We start from the raw sequence: 12,179 nt of genomic DNA, 5'->3' as shown, positions 1-12,179 counted from the left end.
GAGCGGTAACATGAACCAGGCCGCTGCAATCGCGACGGCGACGCCGTCGCGCGGAGTCGCGACATGACCCAGGTTGCGGCAATCGCGACGGCGACGCCGTCGCTCGGGGACGCGCAACGCATCAGGCTGGTATTCTGCCTTCTCGGCGCCTGTATCGTGGCCTCCGTGCTCACCGCCTTTGCCGGCGCGATCCTGCAGGATCCCGACAATTGGTGGCAAGTGAAGGTCGGGCTCGACTTCCTGGAGAATCGGACGTTTCCTGCCGTCGACCCCTATTCCTATACGTTCGCCGGCCAACCCTGGATCGCCAAGGAATGGCTGGGGCAGGTCTTTCTGGCCCTTGCCTACCGTGCGGGCGGCTGGAATGGCGTCGTCACCCTGATCATCGTCACGGTCGGCCTGACCGTCTTCCTGATGGGATGGTTCCTCAGCGCATGGCTGAAGCCGATACTGGCGATAGCGCTGGCCTTCGCCGCGGCTTTCCTGATCGCTCCGATCTATACGGCGCGCCCCCACGTCTTCACCTTGCCGATCATCGTCGTCTGGACGGCAATGCTGTTTCGTGCCGCGCAGGATGAGAAGGCCCCGCCTTTGTGGCTGCTCGTGCTTGTCGTCTTGTGGGCCAACCTGCATGCCACGTTCACCCTGAGCTTCGTCATCGCCGCCTTTGCCGGGCTCGTTCTGCTGGCGCGCTCGGGCCTGTCGAAACCCGTCCTGCTGGCAAAATGGGTCGCTTTCGGCCTGCTCTGCCCCCTGGTCAGCTTGCTGCATCCCTATGGCGTGAAAGCCATCCTGGCGACGTTCACCGTGGCATATGGCAACGAGGCGGTGCCTCTTATCCTGGAGTGGCGACCGTTCAATGCCCAGGAGCAGCTCTTCCAGGAAGCGGCGATGCTGTTGGCGCTTTTCGGGCTTTTGGTATCGAGACCGCGGATCGGCTGGGCCAAGGCGTTGTTCATCGTCTTCGCCTTGCATGTCTATCTCGCCCATCTGCGATTTGTATATCTGCCCTTCCTGTTGATCCCCTTGGTGATCGCGGTCGAGGTCGCACTGCAATATCCTTCGCTCTCAACCACGACCTGGCTGGCGGAAAAGCGTGACGGGCTGGAAAAACTCTTCGCCAGCCGGTTCTACGCGATCTCAGGCGCGTTGGCTGTCTTGCTGGTCGGCTCGGTCTTCATCCTCGGCAGTGCCTACCAGGTGGCGCCGAGCCCGAAAACATCCGCCAGCGGCGCCCTCGCATTCGCCAAGGATCACCATCTCACAGGCAACGTGCTGAATTCCTACAATTTCGGCGGCACGCTGATTTTCCACGGCATCAAGACCTATATCGACGGCAGGACGGATCAGCTGTTCCTGGGCGGGTTCACGAAAGCCGACGACGCGACGGGGCGCAGTGACGGAAAACCGCTGCTCGATGCCCAGCTGAAAAAATACGCCATCGGCTGGGCACTCCTTACGGCCGACGACACCCGCATCCCCTTCCTCACGGAGTTGGGCTGGAAGCGGGCCTACGCGGACGACGACGCCGTGATCTACCTGCCCGGCGCCTGATTTTCGACGCCTGTGCCTATCGGGTTCGCCAATCGAATCCCGGTTTGCCTTGACACCTATGTTGCAGTGCAGCAAAGTTGCGCAACAGAGGATGGGCCTGTGCGATCAACGAACCGACATTTTCCACAGTATCAGGACGTCGTCGCATGAGCAGTGCTCCAAGCTGCGGCATGCGAATACCGCCGACCGCATCATGCGGAGCGGCCAGATGAACTACAGACGCGACATCGATGGCCTGCGGGCCGTCGCGGTGCTGCCCGTCGTGCTGTTCCATTTCGGCGTGTCCGCCATTCCCRGCGGCTTCACGGGCGTCGACATCTTCTTCGTCATATCGGGTTATCTGATCAGTGGCAGCCTGCTCGACGACCTCGAGCGCGGCCAGTTCTCGATCGGCCGCTTCTACTGGCGCCGTGCGCGGCGCATCCTGCCGGCGCTGACTTTCGTCATCCTGCTCGCAAGCGTCGCCGCCTGGTTCATTCTGCTGCCGTCGGACCTCCACGAATACAGTCTCAGCGTGATCGCGGCCTCGACCTTCTGGTCGAACATCTATTTCTGGAAAACGACCAACTATTTCTCCATCGACGCGGAACTGCGGCCACTGCTGCACACATGGTCGCTTTCGGTCGAGGAGCAGTATTATATCTTCGCACCGATCCTAGTGTATCTGATCTACCGCTATGCCGCGAAGCGCTGGCTGACGATATTGCTGCCGATCGCCATAGGCAGTTTTGCCCTGGCGGTCATGGCAACCACGCTGGCGCCGACCGCCGGCTTCTACCTGCTGCCAACGCGCATCTGGGAACTGGCGCTGGGCGCCATTCTGATGCTGAAAAAACCGCCGGCGCTGGCCAGCCGTCCGCTGACGGAACTGATCGGCCTCGCCGGCTTTGGCCTGATTGGCTTTGGCTTTCTGACAATTTCGGAGAGCGACCCGTTTCCGGGCTACAATGCCTTGTTTCCCTGTATCGGAACGGCGCTTCTTATCTATGCGGGCCAGCCCCACGCCGACAGGCTGGAGCCTGTCGCCACACGCGTGCTTCGGTTTGCGCCGCTGGTCTGGGTCGGCCTCATCTCCTACTCACTTTATCTCGTCCACTGGCCGATCAATTCATTCGTCCACTATCTCTCGCTGAAAGCCATCGGCGTGCCGACGATCATGGCGATGATGGTGGCGAGCTTCGCCCTGGCGACGTTCTCGTGGAAATATGTCGAGCAGCCCTTCCGCCGGAAGGGGCCTCTCACCGCTCCGCTGCCCATCTTCGCCTTTTCGGCGACAGCGATCGCCTTGCTGTGCGTCGGCGGCATGGCCGGTGTGCTCGGCAAGGGGTTTCCACAACGGTTCCCGGACTTCTCGACGGAGCGGGTACTGGTGGGTGACTGGCGCAACGGCGTCTGCTTCAACGAAGGCGGGAGCCCGATCGAGGACTGGAACCTCGCGGACTGCACGCGCACACATGGCTTTGCCACCAATGTGCTGCTGTGGGGCGATTCCTTCGCGGCGCATTATGTGTCGGGGCTGGAGGCCAACGCTGAGAAAATCCAGGCCAATGTCATCCAGTACACCTATGCCGGCTGCCCCCCCAACCTGAGCTACTTTTCCTACGCCCGGCCGGCCTGCACGCGCTTCAACGAACGGGCGCTGTCGATCATCCGCGAAGCCAACATCCAGGCCGTGATCCTGAGCGGCCGATGGACCGACTACCAGGCCAGGGGTTTTGACGGCCTGCAGCAGACGATCGACCGGCTGCGCGACATGGGCGTCAAGGTCTATGTCATCGGCCAGTCTCCGGAATTCATCGCCGACGTCCAGAAGATCGCTTTCTTCGCGAGACGGGACCATGTCGCCAACACATCCTGGCCGATGGCCATGGATCCGGATATCAACAAGCAGGTGCTGCCGTTTACCAAAGGGGCCACCTTCATCGACCCGCTGGCCTACCTCTGCGACACGGCCGGCTGTTCCTACGCCGACGCCGGCACCAGGCAGTTTCTCTACTTCGACTACGGCCATTTCTCTTCTGCCGGCGCGACGCTCGCCATCTCGAAATATTGGCCAAGCTTTGCCGCCAGCAACAAAGTCGCGAAGGCAAAATAGAAATCGCGGGCCAGCGCTGGGGGGACCGCGAAAGCGCTTGTTCAGGGATCGCTTTGCGATTGCCCGAAGGCCGAACCTCATGGTAACGAGGGCACGCGCGGGTATGATGTAATGGTAGCCTGTCAGCTTCCCAAGCTGAACGCGCGGGTTCGATTCCCGCTACCCGCTCCAGCATATGCCGAAGGGCTATGCGCCTGATGTTGAGGGTCCCGGCATCATCCACACCCCCTGAGGTGGAAATTAATTGCCGACCACGACCTAGAGTTGACTAATTCGCATCTGCTTCTTCAGAAGGAACCGAGCGAGATTGTCGACGTTGCGCGGCGCCATCTTTTCGGGGAGATGCGCCAGCAAATTCTTCGACCTGGCGTCATTACGGTACCGCTCAACCCATTCCTCGGTGTAGGCGTCCCGCTGCAACCGCAAATTCGTCTCGAAATTGCAGTTCGGCATTTCGACCGATAACTGGCGCGCCAACGAGGCGACATACGGACGGGGGTCACTCAACAGATCTTCATAGAAAAAATGGTCGTAGGGCAGATCGGCCATGCGCAGGTAAGCGCCCCAGAAGGCATGGCTCTGCTCGATCCGGAAGTAGACCTGGCAGATGCTGGCGAAGTCGTACTCCGGGATCAGATCAGCACTGCTCGTCGTGCTCTGCCAGCGGCCTGACGCTTTCGCCCGACAATAGGAAATTGCTTGACGAAGTCGGTCTCTCCGTTCCAGCAAGACCAATCCGATGCCATGGCGCCTGATGCATTCGGTGAGGAAGTCGACTCCATACTTCGCCTGCGCCGTCTCAAGGTGCCGCGAAAACACCTTTACAGCGAACCTGCCATTCGCGGTCTTGCCGCGATCAATCACCGCGCAAAGAAGCTCCTCGAATGATTTGGGCTTGAACCCCAGCTTGCTGGGGTCGAGCCATTCGCCTGACTGACCCAATGTCCCGGTACTGTTTGCCAGGCTGCCAAGCCATTCGGAGCCACTGCGGGCTTCGGTCAGTATCGCCACGCCTTTCATGGGTGCCGATTGCCCCTGGTCTGTGGACGTGTAACCGGTGTTACGGGATATGGTTCTGCTCCTTGATGGCCCTCGGCATGGTGGCACCTCAGTCTGTCGGGATTCGATTAGTAATGTCTAATATGATTCGGTCAATTCGATCTTAGATTAAGTTGGGCGGACGATTCCGTAACGGTTGGGTGATCGGTGCCAGTCCGGGCACCGATTGAAACATGCAAACCTTGGCCCGCCCATCTGTGCAGAGACGACACCGGCCACGCTGCGGTGGCCGGCCCTTCGTCAATGGTTCGTCACAGCCAGACGCCGAGCCATACGCGCTCGCGCCAGCAACGGACATGGCGGCGCCCATGGCGCCAGTAGCGGCGGCAAACGCGTCTCCAACCGCGGCGCCGTCCACCATGGCGACGACGCCAATGCCCATGGTCGCGATGATGCCAGCGACGATGGGAGACCTGCTCCACTTCGACGTCCTCATCGCCTTCGAAGACAGCCGGATCCGGCTTGTCCAGTTCATCGAGAATTCCGTTGCCTTGGGGAATACCGGCAACCGCGCGGCCGGGTCCGACCACTCCAGCAAACGCCRCGGCCCCCGCAACGCCTAGCATTCCAGTGAGAAACAACCGACGTTCCATCAAAACCTCCCGAGTTGTTGACCACCGGCCCCTCGTTCCCTCGCCCAAAACGGGCTCCAGCGAGATGCCGATTGGGCTGAACGCGCGACTGCACTTCTTGTTCCATCACCCCACTTCGCGCAGGATGAAATCGTGCAGCATCTTGGCGGCCGGCGAGAGCACGCGGTTCCTGACCGTGATCAGGCTGTAGGGCCTGACCTCGATGTCGAAYTCGGTCTGGACRACRTCGATGGCGCCGGCSAGCCCRTCGGGRYTCTGGATGAATTTCGCCACCTGSAYCGARACCGGCGCGATGGCGTCGGACTGMGCGACCATGACCAGCGTCAASAGCAGCGARSAGGTGTTGAGGATRCGGTCCGGCAGCGCGATGTTGCGGTTGAGGAAATTGCTCTCCATCGCCTGGCGCAAGGGCGAGCCGCCCGACTGAAAGACCCAGTCATAGGCTGCGGTGTCTTCCAGCCGCACCACGCCGCCCCTGGTGAGCGGGTGGCCGCGACGCACGATCAGGCAGGCCTTCTCGACGCCGATGACACGCGATTCGAACAGCCGCGGATTGAGGTCGTCGGGAATGCGCGCGATGATGAAATCATGGCGTGTGGCGATCAGTTCGCGCGCCAGCACATTCGAGGTCTCGACCTGCATGGTGATCTCGATGCGCGGATAGATGCGGCGGATTTCGCGGATCGCCGGCACCGCCAGCTCGATCGCCGGCGCCGTCACCGCACCGAGAAACACGGAACCGCCCTTGCCTGCCTTGAGCTCGGAAATCTCGCGATCGACCTCGCGCATCTCCAGCAGGATCGAACGCGCACGCCTGGCCAGAGCCTTGCCGTAGGGCGTCAGCGTGATGCCGCGCGGCAGCCGCTCGCATAGCTTGACCTCGAGCACCGCCTCCATCTCGGCGATCATGCGCGASGCMGCCGGCTGCGAAATGTTCATGACCTGCGCCGCCGCGCTCACCCGGCCRTGGTCGTCGAGCGCGACGATCATGCGCATGTGACGCAGGCTGAGACCACTGCGCAGCAGGGTTTCGCCATCGCCCGGGGTCTCATTGTAACCATTTGAAACCCCAGTCGGATTCCGTAACGCTGCCATGGCTTTTCCCCGTCTCGGGCTCGCGACCCTCTGGCATTCGCCAGCACCTGCCACTGCTCATAGCATATACCACTTGCGGTATAGCAACCATCAAAGATCGCATTTGACAGTTATGGCAAAAGGGTCGCAACGTCAGCGCGTTCCGAGACGCAACGATCGCCGACGATAAAAATCGTATCGATTGAAATCAGCGCCTCGGGACCATGGGAGGATACCGGAGATCGATATGACGGCAGTAGTGCCTTGGCGCTTCTGCACGATTGCGCGGCCCGCGACCCCCGGGGTGCCGCGTCCATCAACCAGGGAGAGTTTACGTGAAAATCATCAAGACACTGGCCGCAGTCGCGGCGCTTGGCATCGCTGCCATGACCTATTCGGCGCACGCAGCCGACAAGGGTCTTGTCGGCGTGCTGATGCCGACCAAGACTTCGCAGCGCTGGATCAATGACGGCGATGCCGTCAAGTCCCAGCTCGAGGCTCTCGGCTACACCGTTGACCTGCAGTATGCGCAGGACGACATCCCCAACCAGCTCAGCCAGTTGGAAAACGAAATCACCAAGGGCCCGAAGGCGCTGATCATCGCCTCGATCGACGGCACCACGCTCTCGGATGCGCTGCAGAAGGCCGCTGACGCGGGCGTCGTCGTCGTCGCCTATGACCGCCTGATCAAGAAGACCAAGAATGTCGACTACTACACCACCTTCGACAATTTCGGCGTCGGCGTGATCCAGGCGAATTCGCTGGTCAAGGGCCTCAAGGAGCGCTTCCCGAACACCAAGCCGTGGAACGTCGAACTGTTCGGCGGCTCGCCCGACGACAACAACGCGTTCTTCTTCTACAACGGCGCGATTTCCGTCCTGCAGCCGCTGATCGACGACGGCTCGATCAAGATCAAGTCCGGCCAGACCGGCATGGACAAGGTCGGCACGCTGCGCTGGCTCGCCGCCACCGCCCAGGCGCGCATGGACAACCTGCTCTCGGCCAACTACTCGGACGGCAGCCGCGTCGATGGCGTTCTGTCGCCCTATGACGGCCTGTCGCGCGGCATCACCGCCTCGTTGCGCGCCGTCGGCTACGGCACGGACGCACAGCCCTGGCCGATCGTGACCGGCCAGGACGCCGAGACCGCCTCGGTCAAGCTGATCATCACGGGCGAACAGTACTCGACCGTGTTCAAGGACACCCGCGACCTCGCCAAGGCCACTGTCCAGCTGGTCGACAAGGTGCTCTCGGGCGGCAAGCCCGACGGCCTCGACGAAAAGACCTACAACAACGACGTCAAGGTCGTTCCCTCGATCCTGTTGACGCCGCATGAGGTCGATAAGTCCAACTACCAGGCGCTGGTCGTCGACTCCGGCTATATCAAGGCCGAAGACCTGAAGTAATCTCGGTTACAAAGACAGGGGTCCTGCGCAACGCAGGGCCCCTTTTCGTTCACCAGCGAGCCCGGTATTGTTACCGACCTCGCCGGCAGTGTTTGCCGACCTCTCAAGGAGCGGTAGTTCCCATGGCCTCGACGATTTTGGAGATGCGCGACATCACCAAGACGTTCCCCGGCGTGAAGGCGCTGTCGAACGTCAACCTGAGCGTCGAGGAAGGCGAGATCCACGCCGTGGTCGGCGAGAATGGCGCCGGCAAATCGACGCTGATGAAGGTTCTGTCGGGCGTCTATCCCGCCGGCACCTATGACGGCCAGATTATTTTCCAGGGCCAGGAATGCCAGTTCAAGGGCATCCATGACAGCGAACACAAGGGCATCGTCATCATCCACCAGGAGCTTGCGCTGGTGCCGATGCTGTCGATTACCGAAAACATTTTCCTCGGCAACGAAAACGCCCGCTACGGCGTCATCGACTGGGATGCCAACGAGGCGCGCACCGCCGCTTTGTTGAAGAAGGTGGGCCTCAAGGAGGACCCCAAGACACTGATCACCAATATCGGCGTCGGCAAGCAGCAGCTGGTCGAGATCGCCAAGGCGCTGAGCAAGGACGTCAAGCTTTTGATCCTCGACGAGCCGACCGCGTCGCTCAGCGAGAAGGACAGCCAGGCGCTGCTGGACCTTTTGCTCGAATTCAAGAAGCAAGGCATGACCTCGATCCTGATCTCGCACAAGCTGAACGAGATCAACCGGGTCGCCGACAAGGTCACCGTCATCCGTGACGGGCGTACCATCGAGACGCTGGCCAAGAAGGACATTTCGGAAGACCGCATCATCACCTCGATGGTCGGCCGTTCGCTCGACGACCGCTATCCGCCGCGCGAGCCCAAGATCGGCGAGATCGTGTTCGAGGTGAAGAACTGGTCGGTCTATCACCCGCTCCATGCCGAACGGCAGGTGATCAAGGGCATCGACATCAATGTGCGCAAGGGCGAGGTGGTCGGCATTGCCGGACTGATGGGCGCCGGCCGCACCGAATTCGCCATGAGCCTGTTCGGCCGCTCCTATGGCCGCCGCATCACCGGCGAGGTGCTGCTCAAGGGCAAGCCGATCGATGTCTCCTCGGTGAGCAGGGCAGTCCAGCACGGCATTGCCTACGTGACCGAGGATCGCAAGACCTACGGTCTCAACCTCATCGACCATATCAAGCACAACATAACGCTGGCCAATCTCGGCGGTGTGTCGCGCCACAGCGTGATCGACGACATGCGCGAGCTCGCCGTTGCCAACGACTATCGCAAGAAGACCAATATCCGCGCTTCCAGCGTCTATCAGTTGACCGGCAATCTTTCCGGCGGCAACCAGCAGAAGGTGGTGCTGTCGAAATGGCTGTTCGCCGACCCGGACGTGCTGATCCTCGACGAGCCGACGCGCGGCATCGATGTCGGCGCCAAGTACGAAATCTACACGATCATCGCGCGGCTTGCCTCGGAAGGTAAGTCGATCGTGGTCATCTCGTCGGAAATGCCGGAATTGTTGGGGATCACCGACCGCATCTACGTCATGAACGAAGGGCGCATGGTCGGCGAAATGCCGGCGTCGGAAGCAAGCCAGGAAAARATMATGCGCGCCATCGTTCGGGGAGAAGGAAAAGCAKCATGASCACMGAAAGCGCCCCCGCCCCGCAAGGCGACGCCGCAGTAGAACAGCGCCCACGCATCGCCGTCTCGGCGCTGACGACGAATCTGCGCGAATACGGCCTGATCATCGCGCTGATCGTCATCATGCTGTTCTTCCAGTTCACCACGTCGGGAACGCTGTTCAAGCCGGTCAACCTCAGCAATCTGGTGCAGCAGAACTCGTTCATCATCGTGATGGCGCTGGGCATGCTGCTGGTCATCGTCTCCGGCTATATCGACCTCAGCGTCGGATCAGTCGCCGGTTTCATCGGCGCGCTGGCGGCGAACATGATGGTCATCTGGCAGCTCGGACCGCTCAGCAATCCGCTGGTGGTTTCGATCGTCTGCCTGGTCGTGGGCGGCCTGATCGGCGCGGCGCAAGGCTATTGGATCGCCTATCACCGGATACCCAGCTTCATCGTCACGTTGGCCGGCATGCTGATCTTCCGCGGCATCTGCCAGGCGCTGCTGGGCGGCGGCTCCTCGGTCGGGCCGCTTCCGGACGACTTCAAAATGCTCAGCTCCGGCTTCATCCCGGATGTGATCGGCCCGCTGACGCTCGTCCCGCCGGTCGTGAACGCAGCCGGCAAGACCATCATGGGTAGTGGCGTCACCCTGCACATGACGACGGTCGTGCTGGGGCTGATCGCCGTGCTGGCCTATGCCTATTTCGGAGTCCGCACCCGGCGCAAGCGCGAACGCCACGGCTATGAGGCCGAGCCCTTCACGTTGTTCGTCATCAAGACGCTGGTCGCCAGCGCGCTGGCGCTGTTCCTGGTCTATGAGTTCGCCAGCTACCGTGGCCTGCCGGTGGTGCTGCTGGTCATGGGCGTGCTGATCACGCTGTTCGTCTTCGTCACCAAGCGCATGACCATCGGCCGCCGCATCTACGCCATGGGCGGCAACCCCAAGGCGGCACAGCTGTCGGGCATCAACACCGAGCGGCTGACGCTGATGGTGTTCATCAACATGGGCGTGCTGTCGGCGCTCGGCGGCCTGATCATCGCGGCACGTCTCGGTCAGGCGGTGCCGGCCGCGGGCCTCGGCTCCGAGCTCGACGTCATCGCCGCCGTCTTCATCGGCGGCGCCTCGGCGATGGGCGGCGTCGGCCAGGTCATCGGCGCGGTGGTCGGCGGCTTCATCATGGGTGTCATGAACAACGGCATGTCGATCATGGGCGTCAATGTCGACTGGCAACAGGTGGTCAAAGGCCTGGTGCTGCTCGGCGCCGTGRTCTTCGACGTCTACAACAAGAACAAGGCCTAACAGGCCGGCGAAGCAACGAGGAAGGCATACGGGTCTAGATCGCGATGCTGCCGGCAACCCGCCGGCATCAAGAAGTCCCCCCGGGGATCAAGCCCGCGACCGCAATCCGGACGAAGAATTTCACCCGTGGCGCGGCGAGGTCCGAGCCGCGCAGGTCAAGGTTTGCCAAGAGGCAACCAGGCCAAGACACATGAGAGAGGATTGATCATGCTGATCTCGCAGATTCTCGACGACGCCGAGACCATCCGCGTCGTTGCCCGCAATGGCGGCAAGACCCGGATCATCAACGGCGCCCGCAGTGTCTACTCGCTGGCGATGGRGGCTGCCCGCACCGGCGTCGGCCTCGTCGCGCTGATCGAGCGCAAGGGACTTGGCGAGATGGTCGATCTCGATGCCGCCTACAAGAAGGGGCGGCTGTTGTCGCCGATCAAYCAYCCCGATCCGGCGCATCTGCATCTSACCGGCACCGGRCTMACCCAYCTSGGWTCRGCSGCGACGCGCGATTCCATGCACAAGAAGCTCAGCACCGATGGCGAGGAGCAACTCACCGATTCCATGAAGATGTTCCGCATGGGGCTGGAGGGCGGCAAGCCGGCCAAAGGCCAGGTCGGCGTGCAGCCGGAATGGTTCTACAAGGGCAATGGCACGATGGCCGTGGCGCCAGGTGCCGCACTCCTGTCACCGGCCTTCGCCAAGGACGCCGGCGAGGAACCCGAGGTCGCCGGCATCTATGTCATCGGCGATGATGGCGCACCCTTCCGCGTCGGCTTCACGCTGTCGAACGAATTTTCCGACCATGTGACCGAGCGCGTGAATTATCTCTTTCTTGCCCATTCCAAGCTGCGCAATGCCTCGTTCGGACCGGAGATCCTGATCGGCGACCTGCCTTCCGACATCCGCGGCACGTCGCGCATCGTGCGTAATGGCAACACGCTGTGGGAAAAGCCGTTCCTGTCGGGCGAAGCGAACATGTCGCACACCATCGCCAATCTCGAACACCATCACTTCAAATATTCGGCGTTCCGCCAGCCGGGCGACGTGCACGTGCATATGTTCGGTACGGCGACACTGTCCTTCGCCGATGGCGTCAAGACCGAGGCCGGCGATGTGTTCGAGATCGAGGCCGGGGATTTCGGCCTGCCGCTGCGCAACCCGCTCGAGATTGAGCAGCCGGTAAAGGTGGCGGTGAAGGCGCTGTGAGGGCACCCCTTCCCTTCTCCCCTTGTGGGAGAAGGTGGATCGGCGCGCAGCGCCGAGACGGTTGAGGGGTGTTCCAGCGGAGTGAGGCGTCAGTGTTCCCTGGAACACCCCTTGTGTGTTTGGAATCGTGCATTGTTGAGGGTGCCACGGACCAGGTGCTTGCCTGATCCGTGGCGGTGGTCGAGAGCCCGTCGCCCCTCAGGTGGCCTAAACCGTGGATGAGCTGGGGCCCGACCGCCTTCTTTTGTGAACCCGAACAG

General features: G+C 61.7%; 9 protein-coding genes and 1 tRNA gene. 8 read left to right on the top strand and 2 right to left on the bottom strand.

Translation table 11 applies throughout. The annotated features are described in order from the left end of the window. Positions 1 to 63 precede the first annotated feature (63 nt). From AC1DX0_RS21675 to AC1DX0_RS21665, 3 genes are all read left to right on the top strand, one after another. Entirely contained in the window at positions 64 to 1,554 is a 1,491-nt protein-coding gene (locus AC1DX0_RS21675) for a hypothetical protein (RefSeq protein WP_477224265.1), read from the top strand. A 208-nt stretch (positions 1,555 to 1,762) separates the two neighbouring features. Then, positions 1,763 to 3,649, top strand: a complete 1,887-nt coding sequence (locus tag AC1DX0_RS21670; RefSeq protein WP_477356803.1) for an acyltransferase family protein — start codon at positions 1,763 to 1,765, stop codon at positions 3,647 to 3,649. Positions 3,650 to 3,746: 97 nt separating this feature from the next. Further along, positions 3,747 to 3,820, top strand: a tRNA-Gly gene (locus AC1DX0_RS21665). Between the two features lie 87 nt (positions 3,821 to 3,907). Here AC1DX0_RS21665 and AC1DX0_RS21660 read toward each other — a convergent pair. Further along, positions 3,908 to 4,669: a Stf0 family sulfotransferase gene (locus tag AC1DX0_RS21660; protein ID WP_477224267.1), complete on the bottom strand. Its 762-nt coding sequence runs from the start codon at positions 4,667 to 4,669 to the stop codon at positions 3,908 to 3,910. Between the two features lie 347 nt (positions 4,670 to 5,016). Here AC1DX0_RS21660 and AC1DX0_RS21655 point away from each other — a divergent pair, with 347 nt between their 5' ends. Then, positions 5,017 to 5,271, top strand: coding sequence for a hypothetical protein (locus AC1DX0_RS21655; protein ID WP_477356801.1), 255 nt, complete (start codon positions 5,017 to 5,019; stop codon positions 5,269 to 5,271). Positions 5,272 to 5,406: 135 nt separating this feature from the next. Here AC1DX0_RS21655 and AC1DX0_RS21650 read toward each other — a convergent pair whose 3' ends face one another. Next, positions 5,407 to 6,396 (bottom strand): LysR family transcriptional regulator, encoded by a 990-nt coding sequence (locus AC1DX0_RS21650; protein WP_477356799.1) that lies wholly within the window; start codon positions 6,394 to 6,396, stop codon positions 5,407 to 5,409. Between the two features lie 314 nt (positions 6,397 to 6,710). Here AC1DX0_RS21650 and chvE point away from each other — a divergent pair, with 314 nt between their 5' ends. The 4 genes from chvE to araD1 all read left to right on the top strand — a co-directional run bounded on the left by chvE (position 6,711) and on the right by araD1 (position 11,919). Beyond that, positions 6,711 to 7,781 carry a multiple monosaccharide ABC transporter substrate-binding protein gene (gene chvE, locus AC1DX0_RS21645; protein ID WP_477224270.1) on the top strand — a complete coding sequence of 357 codons (1,071 nt, stop codon included), beginning with the start codon at positions 6,711 to 6,713 and terminating at the stop codon, positions 7,779 to 7,781. A 122-nt stretch (positions 7,782 to 7,903) separates the two neighbouring features. After that, complete coding sequence (mmsA, locus tag AC1DX0_RS21640; protein WP_477356797.1) at positions 7,904 to 9,436, top strand: multiple monosaccharide ABC transporter ATP-binding protein; 1,533 nt, start codon at positions 7,904 to 7,906, stop codon at positions 9,434 to 9,436. Then, positions 9,433 to 10,719, top strand: coding sequence for a multiple monosaccharide ABC transporter permease (gene mmsB, locus AC1DX0_RS21635; RefSeq protein ID WP_477356795.1), 1,287 nt, complete (start codon positions 9,433 to 9,435; stop codon positions 10,717 to 10,719). The genes mmsA and mmsB overlap by 4 nt, the downstream gene beginning before the upstream one ends. 207 nt (positions 10,720 to 10,926) lie before the next feature. Next, the gene (gene araD1, locus AC1DX0_RS21630; RefSeq protein WP_477356794.1) at positions 10,927 to 11,919 is read left to right on the top strand and encodes an AraD1 family protein; all 993 of its coding nucleotides are present in this window, start codon (positions 10,927 to 10,929) and stop codon (positions 11,917 to 11,919) included. Positions 11,920 to 12,179: the final 260 nt, after the last annotated feature.

The organism is Mesorhizobium sp. P3_A9, from assembly GCF_056402975.1.
Note: the sequence above shows the minus strand (reverse complement) of the source record. Positions and strands in the feature narration are given on the sequence as shown.

Excerpts from the sequence above, each read along its gene's own strand:
- AC1DX0_RS21675 (WP_477224265.1), top strand. The coding sequence starts at position 64 with ATGACCCAGGTTGCGGCAATCGCGACGGCGACGCCGTCGCTCGGGGAC.
- AC1DX0_RS21660 (WP_477224267.1), bottom strand. The coding sequence starts at position 4,669 with ATGAAAGGCGTGGCGATACTGACCGAAGCCCGCAGTGGCTCCGAATGG.